Origin of the sequence: Chitinasiproducens palmae (genome assembly GCF_900095735.1) — a bacterium.
In the GTDB taxonomy this organism is placed as follows: domain Bacteria; phylum Pseudomonadota; class Gammaproteobacteria; order Burkholderiales; family Burkholderiaceae; genus Chitinasiproducens; species Chitinasiproducens palmae.
In genome coordinates this window covers 62,404-82,231 of sequence record NZ_FNLO01000012.1, presented here as the reverse complement: position 1 = coordinate 82,231, position 19,828 = coordinate 62,404, and the positions used below count along the sequence as shown (strand labels likewise).

The following is a 19,828-nucleotide window of genomic DNA, read 5'->3' as shown; positions in this document are numbered from 1 at the left end:
GCTCAGCGGCGTGCCTCGCGGTAGCCGATGTAGCCTTCGTCGGCATCGAAGAGCACGTCGAAGCCGTTCAGGAAGTGCACGCCGGTATTCACGAACGGGGTCGACTGGGCATGGACCAGGTGGATCTTGTCCGGTGCCAGTGGCGAAGCTTCGCCTGCAACGATCGTGTAGGACGCAGCCTGCGCGGCGTCGCCGCCGGGAAAGTCGAACCGCAGCGTGGTGCCGCGCGGCAGCCCGCCCGGCGCATCGAGGCCCGGCAGGTTCAGGAACATGCCCGTCACACCGGTATCGACCAGCGAGCGCCCGCAGGCGGGCGCCTGGTTGTCGAGCGAAATGCATACCGGCGCGCCCAGCCATTCGCCGGCGATGTTCGGCGAGGGCGTTAGCTTCACGTAGCGGAAGTCGGGTGTGTTCGCGGGCGTCAGACCGACATGCACGCCAAAGCGCGTGACGACGTAGCCGCGCCGCAGCGTGTGTCCCGCGCGCGGCACGACGTTGAGCAACGGATTGCTGTGCGGCGTCACCTGCCGCTGCATGTCGGCCTCGCGGCCAAAGCCGACGCCCATCATCGCGACGCCCCTCGGCGCCCGTTGCGGACGGCAGTCGCGCGCCCGCTGCAGACAGGCAATCTCGGTGACGGCCAGCACGCGCACCGGACCGGTCCGCACGCTTTCGCCGTTCGCGCCGTCGATCCGCATCGGCGTGTCGACCCAACGTCCGATCATCACCCGACCGGAGCTGCTGTAGGTCTGACGGCCGGGTTCGCCGGCCAACGCGTCGACGTTCGGAATGCGGTCGGCCGACACCACGATGCCCGTCGAACCGGTATCCATCACGATCGGCCGCGGTTCGCCGCCGAACGAGATCAGCAGCTTCGGGATGTGCGCACCTCGCGCACGCGCGGCGGGGAGAAACGACAGAAAGGCGCCGTCGTCGAACGCCCGATAATCCGGCGCCGCCGCGGCACTGCCGGCGACCAGCGACAGGGCCAGGCCGCCCAGCCACCTGCGCAGCAGGGCACGGCGCGGCGCGGTCGACGCTCGTGCGGCGCGTATCGTCGCGCCGAGCATGCGCGGGGTAGCAGGGCCGGTGCGCGCGGTCTTTGCCCCGGCGGACCGAGACGCCGGCGAGGCGATCACGGTGCCGTCGGGCGCGGCTGCGGGTGCGGGTGCAGGTGCGGCTGCGGGTGCATTGAGCGGACGAGCACAGGGCTTCAAGGGAATCCTTCCGGTGGTGGGCAGGCCGGTCGACCGACCGGATATGCGACAGCCTACCAGCAGCCTTGCGGCTTGCGCGGCCGAGCGCAGCCCGGCCGCACACCCGTTGCGCCGCCGCATCGCCGCCACGCCGCTCCGGCCCTGCCGGGCCGCCGCCACGTCGCGCCGGTCCGAACGAGCGGCCCTGGGGCTGCCGCCTTGCGCTACCATGGGCGGCTATCTTCAACGAGGAACCGACGTGCCAGACCGCGCCCCGCTGCTTGACCGAGTGCTGCTCACCAACGACGACGGTATCGATGCCCCCGGGCTGGCCGTCCTGTCCGAGATCGCCCACGAGATCGCCCGCGAGGTCTGGATCGTCGCACCCGACCACGATCAGAGCGGCACGTCCCACTCGCTGAGTCTGCACGCGCCGCTGCGCATGACGCGGCACGGCGAACGACGCTTCAGCGTGTCCGGCACGCCGGGCGACAGCGTGGTGATGGGCGTGCGCCACCTGATGGACGGCGTGTTGCCCGACCTGGTGCTGTCCGGGGTCAATCGGGGCGGCAATCTGGGCATCGAGACCGTGTTCTCGGGCACGGTTGGGGCCGCGATGACCGCCATGCTGCTTGGCTTGCCGGCCATCGCGATGAGCCAGACCTTCCGCGACCGCAACGCGGTGCCCTGGGACGTCGCCCGCCGCCACGGCGCCGACGTTGTCGCGCGACTCTGGCGATCGCCGTGGCGCGAGCGCGGCGGCTCGATCATCAACGTCAATTTCCCGTCCGTTCCGGTCGATGCGGTAGGGCCGCTCACGCTGACGCGGCAAGGTCCTGGCCTGTTGCACGACATCGGCGCGCGCCTGCATACCGATCCGCGCGGCATGCCGTACGCATGGCTGGAACTCGCGCGCGGTCCACGTCCGAATCCGGACGACAGCGAGACCGCGGTGGTCGGGCGAGGCGCGATTTCCGCCACACCGTTGCAGTTCGAGCGGACCGACCCGGCGGCCTATGCCGCCCTTGCCGAGGCGCTGGGCGGACCTTCCCCCGCCGCCTGAACGTCCTTCGCAGCGCCGCACCCGCGGCCGCCGTGCCAGGTAACGCAGGCCGATGCGGGTGCCCGGCCGTGCCGGCGGCCCGCTTACTTGGCCCGTTTGCCTGGCCCGCGCACGCGGGCCGCTCGATCCAGCCGAAAGCTTGCCTGGCGCAACGCCCGCGGCCCACGGGCAGGGCCGCGATGCGATGTTCGGGGCGTCGCTGTCAACCGGTGTGAACGGGGCGGCGTTGTAAGCGTTCGCGTCGTGTCCGGCCCGACCGGGCCGGGCGGTGACGCGACACGTATCGAGATCCATGAGCCTTTCGAAGGAAACCGTGCCCCCGCGCGTGCGCCGCCTGGCCACGCCGCTGCTTGCGCTGGCATTCTGCGCATTCCTGCTGTTCCTTTTCCAACGTTTGTCGCAAAGCATCGACTATCGCTCGGTCGTGCGAAGCCTGCGCGCGTTGCCGCCCGAGGTGTGGCTGGCTTCGCTCGGCGCCACCGCGCTCAGCTACGTCGCGCTGATCGCGCGCGACGCGGCTGGCTTGCGCTATGTCGGCAAGCGCGTGCCGCGCGTCGCGCTGGGCATCGGCGCCACGGTCGGCTCGGCGCTCGGCAATGCGACCGGCTTCGGCGCGCTGACCGGGGGCGCGGTGCGCGTCCGGGTGTACGGCAGCGCGGGCGTCGAGACTGCCGACGTCGCGCGACTGACCGTCTTCACCAGCGTGGCACTGGCGTTCGCGCTGTTGTTGATGACCGGTGTCGGGCTGCTGTGCAGCGCCAATGCGATGTCGGCCGCGCTGCATCTCGGGCCCACCGGCTGCCGGCTGCTCGGTGCGCTGATTCTGCTGCTGGGCGTGGCCGCCGCCGTGTCATGCGGCCGCGAGCCGCGTACGCTGCGCTGGCGCCGTTTCCAGTTCACCCTGCCGTCGTTCAGGGTGCTGATCGATGAGTTGCTGTGGTCGGTGGTCGACGTTACCGGCGCCGCGCTGGCCCTGTGGGTGATGCTGCCGCACACCGAGGTCGGCTTCCCGGTGTTCCTCGCCGTGTTCGCCGCGGCCATGCTGCTCGGCTTGATCGGCCATACGCCCGGTGGCCTCGGCGTGTTCGAGGCGGCGATGGTGATCGCGCTCGGGCACAGCGTGCCGACGCCGGTGATGGTGGCCGCCTTGCTGGCCTATCGGGCGATCTACTTCGGCGTGCCGCTGGTGGTGTCGCTGCTGCTGCTGGTCGGCTTCGAGGGCCGTGCGCTGACGATGCGGCTGGCCACGCGCCAGCCGGATGGAATGACCTGGCTGGTGCCGGTACTGCTGGCGATCATCACCTTCGGCGTCGGCGGCATGCTGGTGATCTCGGGCGCGACACCGGCCTACCATGGCCGCCTCTCGACGCTGGAGACGGTGTCGCTGCCGCTGTGGGTGCTGGAAGGCTCGCAGTTGCTGGCCAGCATGATGGGCGTGCTGCTGCTGTTCGCCGCGCGTGGCCTGCTGAAACGCCTGGACGCGGCGTGGTGGCTGGCGCTGGTGCTCACGCTGGTCAGCCTGTTCCTGGCGCTGGCCAAGGGGCTGGCCTACGTCGAAGCCGCCATCCTGGCCGTGCTGCTGACCCTGCTGCTCGCCAGCCGCCGTCACTTCAAGCGTTCGTCGTCGCTGTTCAGCCAGCGTTTCACCGCGGGTTGGCTGGTCTCGGTCGGCATCGTGCTGGTGGTCGCGTTCTGGATCTTCTTCTTCGCATTCCGCGACGTCGGTTACCGCAACGACCTGTGGTGGGAATTCGCGTTCGACGAGCGCGCGCCGCGGGCCTTGCGCGCCACGGTGGCCGCCGGCCTGCTGGCCGCGGCGCTGGCGGTGCGGCAGTTGCTGCGTCCCGACGCCGGGCGTTTCGTGCGGCCGTCGGCAGCGGATCTGGTCGACGCCGCCGGCGTGATCCGCACGCAGGAGCGCAGCGACGCGGTGCTGGCGATGATGGCCGACAAAAGCTTCCTCTTTTCGGCCAGCCGCCGCACCTTCCTGATGTACGCGAAGCGCGGCCGCACCTGGGCCGCCTTGCACGATCCGGTCGGTCCGCGCGACGAGTGGGCGGGCCTGATCGAGCAGTTCGTCGCGCTTGCGCATTCGCACGGCGGACGCGCGGCGTTCTATCAGGTGCGGGCCGATGCGCTGCCGCTCTACCTGGATGCCGGCCTGACCCTGATGAAGTTGGGCGAGGAAGCGGTGGTCGATCTGCGCGCCTTCGAAATGACGGGGTCGCAGCGTCAGCACTTGCGCTATGCGCTCAAGCGCGGTGAACGCGACGGCCTGAGTGTCGAAGTGATCGAACGGCCGGTCGACCCGGCCTGGCTGCCCGTCCTGCGTCGCATTTCGGACGCCTGGCTGGACAGCAGGTCCGCGCGGGAAAAGAGCTTTTCGGTCGCGGCCTTCACGCCCGACTATCTCGCCGCGCAGTCCGTGATGCTGGTGCGGCAGGCGGGCGAGCCGGTCGCGTTCGTGACCTATATGACGACCGACCTTGGCGTCGAGGCGACCATCGGTGTGATGCGCCATCTGCCCGAGGCTTCGCAGTATGCGATGGAGTACCTGTTCACCTCGCTGATCCTGCATCTCAAGCAGGCTGGCTTGACGAACCTGAGCCTTGGCATGGCGCCGCTCTCCGGCGTGCATGCCGGGCCGCTCGCTTCACCGTGGCACCGGCTGGCCAGCCTGACATGGCATGTGGGCGGCCGGTTCTATAACTTCCGCGGACTGCGCGTGTTCAAGAACAAGTTCCAGCCGCGTTGGGAGCCGCGCTATCTTGCGGCCTCGGGCTCGCTGAGCGTGCTGCTCACCCTTGCGGATCTGTCGTTGCTGGCCGGGGGACGACGCTCGTGAGATCGATCGGGATGGGAACGAAGACAACGACCGGGGCGGCACCGACCACGGTGGCAACGAAGACGACGATGACGATGGACAGACTTATGAAGATGCGCCGGCTGTTCCTGCGAGCGCTGCCCCTCGCGGCGCTGTTCGCCTGCGCCATGCCACTGCAGGCGGCAACGATCGCCGGCGGCGATTTCGGCGACGTCACGCTGGTGCAGCCCAGCGCGCCGATGCGCGGTTTCGTCGTGCTGTTCTCCGATGCCCAGGGTTGGCGGGCGGCGGACCAGCAGGCCGCCGAGGCGCTGGGCCGGGCGGGCGCGATGGTGGTGGGCGTCGATACCGCGCGCTATGCGCGACGGCTGACCGAAGTGAAGGAGCCCTGCCATTCGTTGCTTGGCGAGGTCGAGAGCATCAGCCATCAGCTGCAGCGCGAGGCGCGCTCCAGCCGCTATTTCCTGCCGATCGTGGCGGGAACCGGACAGGGCGGCGCGCTCGCCGCGAGGATGCTGGCGCGTGCCCCGGCCAATACGCTCGGCGGCGCAGCCGTTCTCGACGGGCAGGGACGGCTCGATCCGCGGTTCCAGCCGTGCGCGCCGGACGCGACGATCAGCCGAGGCCGGGGTCTGCCGGGCTTCTATGAAGCGGCGGTGATCGATGGCGACGCGCCGGTGACCGCGTCCGCCTCGCCCGCTCCGGCTGGCCCGGCTGGGGTGCCCAAGGCGGCGAGCATGCTGCACGCGGCAAGTGTCGCGAGTGCGGCAAGCGTGGCAAGCGTGGCAAGCGGAAAAGCCGGCGCCGGCGCCGGCGCCGGCGTGGCGCGGGTCGGTGGCAAGGATGGCAAAGACGGCAAGGCAGGCGCGGCGCCGAAGGCGGCGCGCGACGAGGGCTGGGCGCCGTCCGAGCCGCTGCCGGCGCCGCGCCACTTGCCGGCCGGTACGAGCCGCGCGGACGCGCTGGGTGGCCTGCTTGCCACGCACCTTGTGGTGCCGTCCGGCAATGCGCAGGACCTGTCGGATCTGCCGTTGATCGAGTTGCCGGCCGCCCACGGCAGCGACAAGCTCGCGATCGTGATTTCAGGCGATGGCGGGTGGCGCGATCTCGACAAGTCGATCGCGGAGTCGCTGCAGCGGCAGGGCGTGTCGGTGATCGGCTGGGATGCGCTGCGCTACTTCTGGAAGACCAAACCGCCGGCGCAGGCGAGCCGTGACCTGGCGCGCGTGATCTCCGCCTACGGCGCACGCTGGCATACCCGCGACGTGGCGCTGATCGGCTATTCGTTCGGCGCCGACGTGATGCCCTTCCTGTACACGCGCTTGCCGGACGATCTGCGCCGCCAGGTCTCCTATGTATCGTTGCTGGGCTTTTCGCGCTCGGCCGACTTCCAGATTCGCGTGACCGGATGGCTTGGCCTGCCGGCGAGCGACGACGCGTTGCCGACGCTGCCCGAGGTGGCGAAGCTGCCGCCCGCGCTGGTGCAGTGCGTCTACGGCAAGGAAGAGGAGGAGACCGCTTGCCCGGCGCTGGCGCGTAGCGGTGCCGCGGTGGTTGCGCTCGAAGGCGGTCATCACTTCGGGGAGGACTATGATCGGCTGGCGCGCTCGATTCTCGCCGGCTGGCAGCAGCAGATCACGCGCCGGCACTGAGCGTGGCCGGACGCGCGACCGGACGCCCGGCCAACTGGTCCGGCAGACCGCGCCGGCCGAGGGGCGCTTTGGCGTCGCTTCAGCGCCCGCTCGGCCAGTGCAGCGCGAGCGGGAAGTGCAGGGCAGCGGGCAGCACGCTGTCGAGCAGGTGCATGCGCCATGCCCCGAACGCCAGGCCCAGCACCAGGCACACGATCAGCAGCGTGTAGAAAGTGGTGTGGCGATCCGCGAACGGGTCGTTCAGGCGCCGCTTGCCATTCGGTGGAATCGTCGCCGTCTGCGACAGCGAGCCGCCGAGCTTGACGTTGATGCGCATGCGACCGTTGATGGCCCAGCCGCTGGCGTCGAGGATCGGCCCAAGGCTGCGTTCGCGCAGCTTCAGCCATGCGATCAGCATGCTCGGTCCGGAGATCGCCAGCACGATGCCGATCAGCGCGACCGGGATCCACCAGCCCAGTTCGATGAACTTGCCGAAGATGCCGACCGCGACCGCGCTGATGCTGCCCAGCGCGACGCCCAGCGCGGCCACCGTGCCGACGTCGATCCGGCCATTCGCCCGGGTCGGCGTTACTGCCGGCGTCGCTGCCGGCGTTGCCGTCGCGCCCGCGTCCGGCGTCTTGTCGGCGTTCGCGAGGCCCGTGGCCAATGTACTCAGGCGCCCCTGCATCACGGTATCGCTGGCCGCCGCGCGTTTCGCGACCTGTTCCTCGATCATGCGCACGAACTTCTTGTACGGCGACATGAACGCCTGCCACACGCTGATCGGATTGTCGATCAGCTTGACGATCGTCGCATCCCAGTCCTTACCTTGACGGTCGTAGAAGATGCCGTTGCGGCCGACGAACAGGAAGTCGACGTCGCCCGCGGTGAATGCGGCGACGATCGTCATCTTTTCGCCTTCGCGGGTGCACTCGCAGTAAGCCAGGCAAGCCTTCGCCATGCCGGCCAGCGTGGCGTGCTTGGCGGCGTCGGCGACGCGCACCGTGAGGTCGCAGCTGCGCGCATCCAGGTACAGCGTGCCGGCCTGGAATGCCGCGCCTTCGCGGCGGTAGAAGTCCTTGAACGAAACGAAGTTGTTCAGCAGCTTGAGCAGGTCGCGCTTGAGCCGGAGCAGCTTTTCGAGGTCGACGATGCGGGAGTTGCCCGGCTCCGCGCCCTTGTCCTCGGCAATCAGGCTGTTGATCGCGTCCTGCGCGCCGCTGGCCAGCAGAGGCGCGATCGTGTCGATGTCCAAACGGTCGAGCGACGACGCCGGGCGCTGCGCCAGCCACGCGCGGTGCGCGTCGAAGCGTGCCTTCAGCATGTCCCAACCGTGCTCGGTCAACGTCGCGGCATCGCCCATCAATGGCAGCACCGCGCGTTCGCGCAGCATGCGCATTGCATTGGCCCAGGCCGGATTGAGTTGATCGCCTTCGAGCGGCAAGGCCAGTACGGCGACCCGGCCGCTGGCGATCGGCGCGAGCGGCAGCGCGGCGATGTCGGGCGCGTCGAGATCCAGTATGTGGGCGGCCAGCGCGCGGTACTCGTCCAGCGTCGGATTCAGCGCGGGCGCGGCGCGTTCGTCGTACGCGGCTACCCGGCCGCGCGCGAAGTAATCGTCGATTTTGTCGCGCACCGCGGCCAGCGCGTCGTAGGCGGCGCGCGTCGCGTCGCCGAGCGGCAAGACGTCCGGTTCGTCGAGCGCGTGTCGCCGCCATGCATCCAGCTGCAGCGCTTGCGCGAAGAACGCGTCGGCCCGTGCCTGATCGATGCCGGGCTCGCCATTACGATCGTTGATCGGACCTTGCGTATCGATGATCTGCTGGATCACCTTGGCCAGGGCCTCGTCCTCGGCGGTCTTCACCGTCACGATGCCGTCGCCGTTGAAGCGCATCGCCGCGAGCAGCTTGTTCTGGTCGTGAACGTCTTCGAGCGTGATCGTGTTCGGCGAGTCGCGCTCCAGCAGGGCCACGATGCGACGCGCCTCGTCGGCGAGTTCGCGTCCCGAGTCGTGACTGGTGTCGATCGCGTCGATTTCGAGGGTTTCGCCACCACGCACCAGTTCGTCCGGATCGCGCAAATGGTGACAGGCCCATTCGCACGCTTCGATCAGTTCGGGAGGGCGGATGCGGACGTCGTGGTCGAGATCGATCAGGTCCAGCGTGCGCGGATCGAACTCGATGCCGCGCGTCGGACACGCGAGCGCGACCCAGAGTTTCTGGTCGAGGGTACGCAGATGCGCGATGTCTTCGCCGGATCGGATCACGACCTGATCGACGCCGCCGGCGCGGAAGAATTGCCAGGTATGGGCCATAGGCGAAAAAGCGGGTGAGGGAAGGGGCCGGCAAGCCGCCCGACGCCGTTGACGCCAAGCGCCGCGGTGCCGGCCGCTCGAAAGCCTACCATAGGGCGCCGCGATCTGCGGGCAAGCGACTTCTCCGGCTGCGATCAGATCCTCTCGCGCGTGGGCTCGGCACGCATGGTGGTCTAGCGTTCTATGGCGCGCCAGCATCGGGAGCGGATGGTTTCGCGCGACCCATGCGGGCCCCGTTAGTAACGCATCCGTGGCTCACGGTCGATAGAGTAAATCAATCTTAAACATAAAAACGATTGTTTTGCTCTTTCAACGTGTGATCGATAAAGTGGCTTTCATCGTGGCGCCTGCAGGACGGCCAGCCCGATTCCCACACGATGCTGCCCGCGGACCGATCGGTCGGCCGGCAATGACACTACGGAGAGCCCGAGATGACGAACCGCAATTTGACGACGGCTGCCGGCGCGCCGGTCGGCGACAATCAGAATGTACAAACCGCCGGTCCGCGTGGCCCGGTTACGCTCCAGGACTTCTGGCTGATCGAAAAGCTGGCGCACTTCGACCGTGAAGTGATTCCGGAACGCCGCGTGCACGCGAAGGGGTCCGGCGCCTTCGGCACGCTGCGCATCACGCATGACATCTCGCGCTTCAGCAAGGCGAAGGTGTTCGACACGATCGGCAAGGAAACCAAGATTTTCATGCGCTTTTCGACCGTTGCCGGCGAGCGGGGCGCGGCCGATGCCGAGCGCGACGTCCGTGGCTTCTCGATCAAGTTCTACACCGAGGAAGGCAACTGGGACATCGTCGGCAACAACACACCGGTATTCTTCATTCGCGATCCGCTCAAGTTTCCGGACTTCATCCATACCCAGAAGCGCGATCCGCGTACCAATATGCGCGACGCGAACACGATCTGGGATTTCTGGTCGCGCTCGCCGGAATCGTTGCACCAGATCACGATCCTGATGAGCGATCGCGGCATTCCGAAAAACTATCGTCAGATGCACGGTTTCGGCTCGCACACCTTCTCGATGATCAATGCCGACGACGAGCGCGTGTATGTGAAGTTCCACTTCAAGTCGATGCAGGGCATCGAGAACTACACGAACGCGGAAGCGAAGAAGGTGATCGGCGAGGATCGGGAAAGCGCGCAGCGGGATCTGTTCGATTCGATCGAGAAGGGCAACTTCCCGCGCTGGCGTTTCTGCATCCAGGTGATGCCGGAGCGCGAGGCATTGGCACGCGCCGAAAATCCGTTCGACATCACCAAGACGTGGTCGCAGAAGACCTATCCGTTGCTCGACGTCGGCGTGATCGAGCTGAACCGCAATCCGGACAATTATTTCGCGGAGGTCGAGCAGTCGGCCTTCACGCCGGCGAACGTGGTGCCGGGCATTGGTTTCTCGCCGGACCGTTTGCTGCAGGGGCGGTTGTTCTCGTATGGCGATACGCAGCGCTATCGGCTCGGCATCAATCATCACCAGATTCCGGTCAACGCGCCGCTGAACCCGCGCCATACGCCGTTCCATCGGGACGGCGCGATGCGGGCGGATGGCAACCTCGGCGGGACGATCAACTACGAGCCGAACCGCTTCGGCTTGTTCCAGGAAGACGCCGCGGCGCGCGAGCCGTCGCAGTCGATGGAAGGCGCGATTGCGCATTACTCGCACCGGCAGGACGACGACTACTTCAGTCATCCGCGCGCGTTGTTCGAGCTGTTCGACGAAGGGGAACGCCAGCGCCTGTTCGACAACATCGCCGACGCGATGGCCGGCGTGGAACGGGACATCGTGGAGCGGGAGTTGGCGCTGTTCGAAGGCATTCACGCGGACTACGCGGCCGGCGTGCGTCGCGCGCTGGGCAAGCCGGCGCCGGTCTCTGAAACCGCATTGCCCTGACCTCATAGCGGCCTGACGTTACCCGCGCCGGCCGCTCAAGCGAGCGGTCCCGGCGGCAGCGATTGCCCGTCGCCGCAGGTGGGCCTGCGCCACCAGCGCGGGCCTTTTGGTTTGCGCGTGTGCCATTTGCGCGTGTGCCGTATATGGCATGGATGCCGCCACGCCCATGAGCCGATCAGCCCATCAGCCCATCAGCCCAGCGCCCAGGGTCCACACATCGCGCGTTGCGGTGTCGTACCTGCTCAACCCATCAGCGCGCTCAGCACGAAGACGGCGAGGACCAGCCAGACGATGCCGGCGACGATGGCGCGGGCCAGGAAGGCGCGCACCGCGGCGTACAGCAGCAGCAGCCCGAGCACCAGCCACACCACGTTGAACAGCGTCGGGCTGATGCCGACCGCGCCGGTCAGGCCGGAGAAGAAGTCGCTGAACGCGCCGCGCAGGCCCGACAGCAGGCGTTCGGCGAGGCTGACGACGAAGCGGATCATCCTGCCGAGCAGATTGCCCAGCCACTCGAAGAAATTGTTAGCTTGCATGAAGTCGTGAGGGGCGGAGGGTGCCTGGCAGCCGCGATGGCCCGGCCTCGGACTTTCATCTTAACCGCTCTGCGCGGACTCGGCCGACGGCGCGGACCGGAACCGGGCCGTCCGCGCTCCGGGCGACGCGGACATGAAAAAGGGCGGCCCCAGGCCGCCCTTGCATGTCGTGCGAACGGACGTGCCGTTCAGTTCTGAGGCAGGGACGCGTAATATTTCGACGCCGCCTGAATTTCCTCGTCCGTCATCTGGCGCGCGACGTTACGCATCTGCTCGTTGACGTCGTTGTGACGCGCGCCGCTGCGGAACGCGATCAGTTGGTCGCGAAGATAGACCTCGGGCATGCCCTGGATCCACGGTGCGCCGGTGCTGCGCCCCATTGGACCGTGGCAGGAAGCGCACGGTGCGATATTGCGCACCGGTGCGCCGGCGCTGACGATCAGCGGTGCGGCGGCGCCGGTGCCCGGCGTCGGGAAGCGCGCCGGCGGCTTCGGCAGGTACGCATAGTAGGCGGCCAGATCGCGAATCTGCGCTTCGCTCAGGTCGCGCACCATCGCCTGCATTACCACGTTCTCGCGCTTGCCGCTCTGGTAGTCGTGCAACTGCTTGTACACGACCATCGGATACTGACCGGCAAGGTTCGGCGAGTCCGCATTGCTGATGCCTTGGGCACCGTGGCACATCGTGCAGCGCTGGGCCAGCGTCGCGCCCCGGCCGACGGCGCGCGGATCCTGGCTGTCGATCAGGTTCGCGTCCAGGACCACGTCACTGGAGCGCACCGGCGGCGCGATGGTGTGCGACGCGCCCCATTTGAACGGCACGCCGGCTGCGCCGCAGATCGACCGCCAGAGGCTGGTGATCGCGTCGTTGCTCTGCGCGCTCGGCAGCCACAGGAAGGCGATGGCGATGCTGACCACGGTGATCGCGATCAAGCCGCCGACCGTGTTGCGGAGCCAACTGTTGCGCAGCGTGAAGAGGGCTTCTTCCTTGCGGTTATCGGAGCTGGGTTTCATTGCTGATCTCCCATGCGCACGACCGGCACCGATTCACCCTTGGCCAGCAACTGCGCGATCGGGAAGCCGTAGTTGACGAGCGTCAGGCCTACCATCATCGCGATCCACAGCGCGAACGAGTTCAACGCAACCGGCACGCGGGTCGGCGGATGCACCGCCACCGAGAATGTGTAGGGACCTGGGTCCTGGCGCGGCGTGAAGTGCGAACGTGCCAGGATGTAGACGAACAGCAGGCCCGAGATCACCAGGATCGCACCGCCGACCACCGACATGATCACCGGCAGGCCGACCGTCGCGATCAGCGGGTCGCTGTAGTCGTAGAACGACATCCGGCGCGGCATGCCGAGCAGGCCCGTGTAGTGCCACGGGAAGCTCAACACGATCATCCCGACGAACCACAGCCACAGCTGGGTGCGCACCAGACGGGCGCTGGCCAGCAGGCGGCCGGTGAGATGCGGCCACAGGTCATAGGCGATCGCGAAGTACATGATCACCACCGCGCCGCCGAAGATCAGGTGGAAGTGGCCGGTGATCCACTGCGTGTTGTGCACCGTCATGTCGAGCTGGTAGCTCATGTTGATCAGGCCGCCGGCGCCGCCGAAGCCGAGCATCACGAACGAGAAGGCGATGACCAGCATCATCGGGTTGCGCCAGGGCAGGGCCTTCAGCCAGCCGAACGCGCCGTGGCCGCCGCGCAGGCGCGAGGCGATCTCGACCGAGGCGCACACCGTGAAGATGGTCAGCAGCGTCGGCACCGACACCATGCCGGTGAAGATCGCGTGCACGAACTTGAAGCCCGAGCCCACCTGCGGATCGGCGAACAAGTGGTGGATGCCGATCGGCATCGCGAACACCAGGAACAGCACGAAGGAGATGCGGGCCATCGAATCGCTGTACAGGCGCCCGCCGATCGCGCGCGGCACGATCGTGTAGTACGCGATGTAGGCCGGGATCAGCCAGAAGTACACGATCGCATGCAGAGTCCAGGAGAACAGCACGCGTGACAGGCCGGCATCGATGCGATCGGTCAGGCCGACGGCCGCCGGCAGGATCTGCAGCAGGATCTCGAGCGCGGCGCCCACTGCCGTCCAGGCCCACAGATAGGCACCGGCGGTGCTGGCGAACATCGCAAGCGGTACCGGCACGCCGGGGTTGTCGCGTTTCCAGGCGTGCAGGTTGATCGAGGTCAGCGCCACCCAGATCCACGAGCCGACCACCACCAGCACAACGCCGAGGTAGTAGAACGGGTTGCCGACCATCGGCGGGTAGAAGGTGTAGAGCACCGACGCCAGACCCATCGCGACCGGCGTCATGGCCATCACCGCGCCCACCGCCACCAGCCAGAAGCTGGCCCAGGCCCACTTGATGCCGATCAGCGGACGCTTCAGCGAAAGCTCGGTGATCGCGTAGCCGAAGCCCATCGCCACCAGGGTCGGCAGCACGTAGGCCATCGCCGAGCCGTGCGCGGTGACCGAGCGGTAATACCATTCGGCGTGCGTCAGCCATGCATGCAGCGGGCTCCGCACGTACATCTGCCACTCGCCCAGCACCAGCGCGACGGCGAACGCGACGAAGGCCAGCCAGAAATGGGCGAGAACGAGTCGTTTAACGTTGAACACAGCTGTTCCCCCGACCTGCCGCCGCAAGCTTCATATATTCGGATTTTTCGATCACTTTCACGCGTGCCCACATGCCTTCGTGGCCGGTGCCGCAGAATTCGTGGCACGGCATCAGATGGTCGCCCGGCTTGTCGAACTGATAGCGGAAGGTCGAAACGAAGCCCGGCTCGACCATCGTGTTGATGTTGGTGTCGTAGACGAGGAAGCCGTGCACCACGTCCGAGCTGGTGGCGCGGAAGGTGAGCGGCGTCTGCGCCGGGACAAGGATGCACTGCGGCGTGAACGAGTAGATCTGGGCGACCACGCGCACCACGGCCGAGCCGTCGGGCTGCAGCGTGGTACCCAGATTGTTCTCGGTGAACTCGCCGGACAGGTGCAGCGTGGCCGGGTCGATGGTCTCGACGCGCGATGGCGGCTGCGCCGCCGAGTGCAGGCCGGAATAGATCATCACCGCGATGAGCAGCAGGATCAGGCCGACGGAAATGTAGGCCCAGCGTTTCTCGACGCGCGCGGCGACCGCTTCGGCCCGGTGCGCGGCCGTGGAGGAGGGATGTTCTCGGCTCATGGTTCAGGACACCGCGCCGCGCGGCACGTAGGCCGCGAAATAGAAGATGAACCAGATCGCAAAGACGATTGCGGTCGCGATGCCGGCAACCCAGAGGGCGCCCTTGGGACCGCGCTCGACGATGTCGAGCACGGCGTCGTCATTGGCCGCGCGCGGATCGTCGGCCGTTGGTAGAGAGTCAGGCTTCATGGCAGCGTGGCGTGTTGTCCTCAGTTCAGCGGAGCTTTGCGCAGCGTATTGGCCTGCGCGGGCGTGACGGGGGTGCCGACGTTGCCCCAGGCGAGGCGCACGTAGGTCACCACCGCCGCGACCTGTTCGTCGTTGAGCATCTGTGCGAACGGCGGCATGCCGTACGGCATCGGATTCTTCGCCGTGGCGGGCGGATAGCCGCCGTTGAGCACCATGCGGATCGGATTGACCGCCGACTGCATCTGGATCGACTGGTTGTTGGCCAGCGGCGGGAAGTGCGGCGGCATGCCGCGACCGTCGCTGGCGTGGCAGACCGCGCACTGCGCTGCGTAGATCTTCTGGCCTTCGTTGTAGCGGCGCTGTTCCGTGGCGTTCAGTGTCGGGCGCGGCGCGCTGGCCGGCGTGGCCGAGCCACCGGAGCGGTCGGGCAGGGACTTCAGATACACGGACATCGCACGCGTATCCGCGTCGCTCATGTACTGCAGGCTGTTGTGCACGACCTCCGACATCGGGCCGTACACCGCGCCGCGCTGCGACACGCCGGTCTGCAGCAGGTCGGCGATGTCTTTCAGGCTCCATTCGCCGAGGCCCGCTTCGCGGTTCGACGTCAGCGACGGCGCGTACCAGTCCTGCATCGGGATCAGGCCGCCCTCGAACGGCTTGGAGGTGGACGAGCCACCGAGCGCGTTGATCGCGGTGTGGCACGACGCGCAGTGGCCCAGCCCCTGCACCAGGTAGGCGCCGCGGTTCCACTCGGCCGACTGCTTCGGATCGGGCTGGTATTCGCCTTCGCGGAAGAACAGCGTGCGCCAGCCGATCAGCAGGTTCCGGTTGTTGTACGGGAAGCGCAGGTCATGCGGCCGGTTCGGTTGCCGGACCGCCGGCACCGACTTCAGGAATGCGAAGATTGCGTCCGAGTCGGCGCGCGTCACCTTCGTATAGGCCGGGAACGGCATGGCCGGGTACAGATACGTACCGTCGCGCGAGCGGCCGGTGCGCATCATGTTGTAGAACTCTTCCGCGGTCCAGTTGCCGATGCCGGTTTCGCGATCCGGCGTGATGTTCGGCGTATAGATCGTGCCGAACGGCGTCGGCATGGCGCGGCCGCCGGAGAAGCGGTGGCCGGTGGGATCGGTGTGGCAGGCAATACAGTCGCCGGCGCGCGCGAGGTATTCGCCGCGCTTGATCTCGTCGGCGCTCGCCGCGTGCGCGCTGCTGGCGCCCAGGCCAATGAGCAGGGCCAGGGCGCTCTTGAGCGCGGTACGGACCATGGTCTGGCTCGTTGTGATGAACATCCTCGATCGTCTCCTAGCGGGCCTGCGAGCCGCATACCAGCGGCAGTTCGGCCGTCTGGCGCGCGGGTGCCGCGTCGGCCGGCTTCGGCTGCGCGGCGAGATAGGCGGACACGGCGGTGATATCGGCGTCGCTGAGCTTCGCGGCGACGTTGGCCATGCAGTCGGGGCGTGCGCCGCGGCGCGTATGCGCGCGGAATTCGCCGAGCTGTCCGGAGAGATAGGACGCGTTCAGACCGAGCAGCCCGGGAATGCCGGGTTCGAGTCCGGTAAGCGAGGCGCCGTGGCAGGTCGCGCACGCCGGAATGCCGCGTGCCGCGTCGCCGTTGGCAACCAATCGCCGGCCCTGCTCGCGAATCGCATCGGTGCGCAGATTGCCGCGGTGCGGCGGAAACGGCGGCTGCTGAGCGGCGTAGTACTCGGCCATCTTGTGGAGATAGTCGTCGCTCAGATACGCCAGCAGCGCATTCATCGGCGCGTAGCTGCGCGTGCCGTCGCGGAAGGCGCGGAGCTGCTCGTAGAGATAGCCGGCGGGACGTCCCGCGAGGCGCGGGAAGTAGTTGTTGTCGAGGCCGGCGCCTTGCACGCCGTGACAGGCGGCGCACGCCATGACGCGCGCCTCCATCGTATCCGGCGGCGGTTTCGGGGCATTGCTCGACTGGGCGTTCGCACTCGCCGAGATAATCAATGTGCCGAGCGCGGTGAGGCCGGCAACCAGCGGTCGTTTCCAATCAAGCACGCAATTTCTCCGTCTGCGTTGTATTGGGCGTGGAGTGGGGAAACCCATCGCATTAGCGTGCGAGCCAATCGCGCCCGGCGCCCCGATATGGCGTGCAGTGAGTGCCATACCGATTTATGCCTTGAAAGTATTACACGAAATCACGGGCGTTTTCATGACCTAGGTCAAGGCAGCGGCGTGCGAATCCTGCTGGCCGCGCGGGGGGCGGCGACAACCCGCGCCGCGCGCCAACGCGTCGACGCCGGGCCTGGCTTCGCCGCGCGCCGGCCTCGGCCGGTTGGCTGCCAGTCCGGTTTTGCGCTTGCGCGGCGGGCATTCTCGATCCGGACGCCCGGCGTTCCGTCGCGTGGATGCCACACCTGACGGCAGGCCTCGCGCCAGGAATGGCCGAGATCGCGCTTCAGTCGCGGACCGGCTCGCGAGCAAGACGGCCACCAAGGCGCAATGACGGCGGCCGGCATCGCGGCAAGAAGGCGGTTGCGCTGCGTTGCCACCGGGACGTCGCCTCACCAAAGTCGTCCCGACAATCCTCATCGTCACGCGCGCTAAAGGCCGGGGCCACATTCAAACGCGCGTTTCAAAAGGCGGCATTATCTCGCTGATTATCTGTACGGGCCAGCGGCATGCGCCGCGCCGTGCATCGCACGATTATCTCGCTCGCGCTGCCGATTATCGCATTTGCCAAAACGGGATTATCCCGGATGGACTCGGCGCGTCAGCGATGCGAGCCCGACGCACACGCAGCGCGGGCGTGTCGGCATGCCGGGACGGACGCGCCGCCTTTGCCGCCGCAATCGGCGGCGCCCGGGCGCCGGGGCGGCGGCTGCATCGGCCCGGACGCCATGCGATAATCGCGCGCTGCGCCGGGCCGCCGGCGCCCAGATGGTCGCCGCCGCTGACGGGTCCCGCCGCTGCACGGCCTGCTTGATTCCCGCGTCGTTCGTCGCGCACAGCCCGTGCGCGCCGGCACCCCGTTGGCGACCGCCTTGAAAAACCTGATTGTCCCGCTCGACGCGCGTGATGCGTTCGACGAAATCGTCGACGTGCGCACGCCGCTCGAGTACGTCGAGGATCACATCCCCGGCGCCGTGAACGCCCCGGTCCTCAGCAACGAGGAACGCGTCATCGTCGGCACGCTGTATCGCCAGGTCTCGGTGTTCGAGGCGACGCGCGTGGGCGCGGCGATGGTCGCGCGCAACATTGCCCGGCACCTCGACACCACCTTCGCCGACCGGCCGCGCAACTGGCGCCCGATGATCTATTGCTGGCGAGGCGGCAAGCGCTCCGGCTCGATGACCACCTGGTTCAATCTGATCGGTTGGCAGGCCCGGCAGCTCGACGGCGGCTACAAGACCTACCGCCGGTCGGTGCTCGACGCGCTTCAGACGTTGCCGACCCGCCTGCGCTGCATCGCGCTGGTCGGCCATACCGGCACCGGCAAGACCCGGTTGCTGCACGCGCTGCATGCGGCCGGCGCGCAGACGCTCGACCTGGAAGGGCTCGCCCGGCATCGCGGCTCGCTGCTCGGCGCGATGCCGGATGCGCCGCAGCCGACGCAGAAGGCGTTCGACTCGGCCCTGCTGCTGGCGCTGCAGGGGCTGGATGTGGCGCGGCCCGTGTTCGTCGAGGCCGAAAGCCGGCGCATCGGCGCCATCACGCTGCCGGCGCCGTTGCTCGCCGCGCTGCATGCGGGGCGTTGTGTGCAGGTCCAGGCCAGTCAGGCGGATCGGATCGCCTTCCTGCTGCAGGACTATGCGCATCTGTTCGCGGACCCGGCGAACTTCAAGGCGCAGCTCGAGCGCTTGGTCGGTCTGCACAGCCGCGAGCAGGTCGCGCGCTGGCAGGTCATGGTCGACGAGGATGCACGGGAAGCGCTGTTCGCGGAACTGATCGCGCGCCATTACGATCCTGCCTACGATCGCAGCAGCCACCAGCATTTCGCGCAGATCGCTTCGGCCCATGCCTTTTCGTTCGAGCCGACCGCGCAGGGCACGCTGCCGCAGGCGCAGTCGCTGCTGCGCGAACTGGGCCTGGCCTGAGCGAGCGGACCGGGCGGCCGGCGGTCCGGCCGCCGATGGTAGAATGCGGGCCTTGCCTGGCCGACCGATGCCCCGAGCCGCCGCTCGTCCGGCTGGCGCAGACCGGCGCCTCGTCGGTACCGTTGCCGGCATGCCGCGCCATGTGCGGCGCGTCGCTGCCCGGCCCGCCGTGACTCCTTGTGCCCGAATCTTCCAGCGTGAACCGAAACCTGTCCGATACCGAATCGCTGCTTGCGGGCGTATCGCCGGCGGGCGCGGCACCATCGCCGCTGCGCCGCGGCGGGCGCGGGGCCGTGGCGCACGCGTTCGATGCCGAACTGGTCGAATCCGAAGCGGACCGCGCGTGGATGCGACAGGCGCTCGACGCGGCACGGCGCGCCGGCGAGGCCGGTGAGGTGCCGGTGGGCGCGGTAGCCGTCTACCAGGGCGAAATCGTCGGCATCGGGCACAACCGGCCGATCGGCAGTCACGATCCGTCCGCGCACGCCGAAATGGTCGCTTTGCGCGAGGCGGCGCAGCGGCTCGGCAACTACCGGATGCCGGGTCTCGCGTTGTACGTGACGCTCGAACCATGCGCCATGTGCAGCGGCGCCATCCTGCACGCGCGTTGCGCACGGGTCGTGTTCGGCGCGACGGATCCGAAGACGGGCGCGGCAGGCAGTGTCATCGATCTATTTGCCCAGCCCCTGCTGAATCACCAGACGCGGGTGCTGGGCGGCGTGCTGGCCGGCGCGTCGGCCGCGCTGTTGCGCGATTTCTTCGCGCAGCGCCGGGCGCTCGGCCGGGCCGCGCGGCGGGCGGCGCCGGCGTTGCCTGCCGCATCGGCGGAGCATCCCGGTCAAGACGGGCACCGAGGAGTAGCAGGAACAGCAGGAACAGCAGGAACAGCAGGAACAGCAGGAACAGCAGG

15 protein-coding genes are annotated in these 19,828 nt (G+C 68.0%); 6 read left to right on the top strand and 9 right to left on the bottom strand.

The window, feature by feature from the left end:
* Positions 1 to 2 precede the first annotated feature (2 nt).
* Positions 3 to 1,217 (bottom strand): hypothetical protein, encoded by a 1,215-nt coding sequence (locus tag BLU54_RS18215; RefSeq protein WP_139169749.1) that lies wholly within the window; start codon positions 1,215 to 1,217, stop codon positions 3 to 5.
* Positions 1,218 to 1,455: 238 nt separating this feature from the next.
* Between BLU54_RS18215 and surE the strand changes: the two genes are divergently transcribed.
* The 3 genes from surE (at position 1,456) to BLU54_RS18200 (ending at position 6,735) form a co-directional block, all read left to right on the top strand.
* Positions 1,456 to 2,259 (top strand): 5'/3'-nucleotidase SurE, encoded by an 804-nt coding sequence (surE, locus tag BLU54_RS18210; RefSeq protein WP_235838022.1) that lies wholly within the window; start codon positions 1,456 to 1,458, stop codon positions 2,257 to 2,259.
* 292 nt (positions 2,260 to 2,551) lie between these two features.
* Positions 2,552 to 5,104 (top strand): bifunctional lysylphosphatidylglycerol flippase/synthetase MprF, encoded by a 2,553-nt coding sequence (gene mprF, locus BLU54_RS18205; RefSeq protein WP_091911594.1) that lies wholly within the window; start codon positions 2,552 to 2,554, stop codon positions 5,102 to 5,104.
* Between the two features lie 11 nt (positions 5,105 to 5,115).
* A complete protein-coding gene (locus BLU54_RS18200) occupies positions 5,116 to 6,735 on the top strand; it encodes an AcvB/VirJ family lysyl-phosphatidylglycerol hydrolase (RefSeq protein WP_235838021.1) in 1,620 nt (539 codons plus the stop codon).
* 79 nt (positions 6,736 to 6,814) lie between these two features.
* On the opposite strand, the gene BLU54_RS18195 is transcribed toward BLU54_RS18200, so the two are convergent.
* Positions 6,815 to 9,028 (bottom strand): hypothetical protein, encoded by a 2,214-nt coding sequence (locus BLU54_RS18195; protein ID WP_091911591.1) that lies wholly within the window; start codon positions 9,026 to 9,028, stop codon positions 6,815 to 6,817.
* 431 nt (positions 9,029 to 9,459) lie between these two features.
* On the opposite strand from BLU54_RS18195, the gene BLU54_RS18190 reads away from it, so the two are divergent.
* A complete protein-coding gene (locus tag BLU54_RS18190; protein ID WP_091911589.1) occupies positions 9,460 to 10,926 on the top strand; it encodes a catalase in 1,467 nt (488 codons plus the stop codon).
* Between the two features lie 242 nt (positions 10,927 to 11,168).
* Here the strand turns inward: BLU54_RS18190 and BLU54_RS18185 are convergent, their stop codons facing one another.
* The 7 genes from BLU54_RS18185 to BLU54_RS18155 all read right to left on the bottom strand — a co-directional run bounded on the left by BLU54_RS18185 (position 11,169) and on the right by BLU54_RS18155 (position 16,825).
* Positions 11,169 to 11,462 carry a hypothetical protein gene (locus BLU54_RS18185; protein WP_091911586.1) on the bottom strand — a complete coding sequence of 98 codons (294 nt, stop codon included), beginning with the start codon at positions 11,460 to 11,462 and terminating at the stop codon, positions 11,169 to 11,171.
* A gap of 188 nt (positions 11,463 to 11,650) precedes the next feature.
* Entirely contained in the window at positions 11,651 to 12,475 is an 825-nt protein-coding gene (locus BLU54_RS18180; RefSeq protein WP_091911583.1) for a c-type cytochrome, read from the bottom strand.
* Positions 12,472 to 14,094, bottom strand: coding sequence for a b(o/a)3-type cytochrome-c oxidase subunit 1 (locus BLU54_RS18175; protein ID WP_091911580.1), 1,623 nt, complete (start codon positions 14,092 to 14,094; stop codon positions 12,472 to 12,474). The genes BLU54_RS18180 and BLU54_RS18175 overlap by 4 nt, the downstream gene beginning before the upstream one ends.
* Positions 14,081 to 14,659 (bottom strand): cupredoxin domain-containing protein, encoded by a 579-nt coding sequence (locus tag BLU54_RS18170; RefSeq protein ID WP_091911578.1) that lies wholly within the window; start codon positions 14,657 to 14,659, stop codon positions 14,081 to 14,083. Before BLU54_RS18170 ends, BLU54_RS18175 begins: the two co-directional genes overlap by 14 nt.
* Before the next feature lie 3 nt (positions 14,660 to 14,662).
* A complete protein-coding gene (locus tag BLU54_RS18165) occupies positions 14,663 to 14,848 on the bottom strand; it encodes a hypothetical protein (protein WP_091911576.1) in 186 nt (61 codons plus the stop codon).
* A 20-nt stretch (positions 14,849 to 14,868) separates the two neighbouring features.
* Positions 14,869 to 16,143, bottom strand: coding sequence for a c-type cytochrome (locus tag BLU54_RS18160; RefSeq protein ID WP_235838020.1), 1,275 nt, complete (start codon positions 16,141 to 16,143; stop codon positions 14,869 to 14,871).
* Between the two features lie 13 nt (positions 16,144 to 16,156).
* Complete coding sequence (locus BLU54_RS18155) at positions 16,157 to 16,825, bottom strand: c-type cytochrome (protein ID WP_235838025.1); 669 nt, start codon at positions 16,823 to 16,825, stop codon at positions 16,157 to 16,159.
* Positions 16,826 to 17,865: 1,040 nt separating this feature from the next.
* Between BLU54_RS18155 and mnmH the strand changes: the two genes are divergently transcribed.
* Both mnmH and tadA read left to right on the top strand, forming a co-directional pair.
* Complete coding sequence (mnmH, locus tag BLU54_RS18150; protein WP_091911787.1) at positions 17,866 to 18,918, top strand: tRNA 2-selenouridine(34) synthase MnmH; 1,053 nt, start codon at positions 17,866 to 17,868, stop codon at positions 18,916 to 18,918.
* A gap of 179 nt (positions 18,919 to 19,097) precedes the next feature.
* On the top strand, positions 19,098 to 19,828 hold a 731-nt coding region (tadA, locus tag BLU54_RS23860), incomplete at its 3' end, for a tRNA adenosine(34) deaminase TadA (protein ID WP_211435374.1).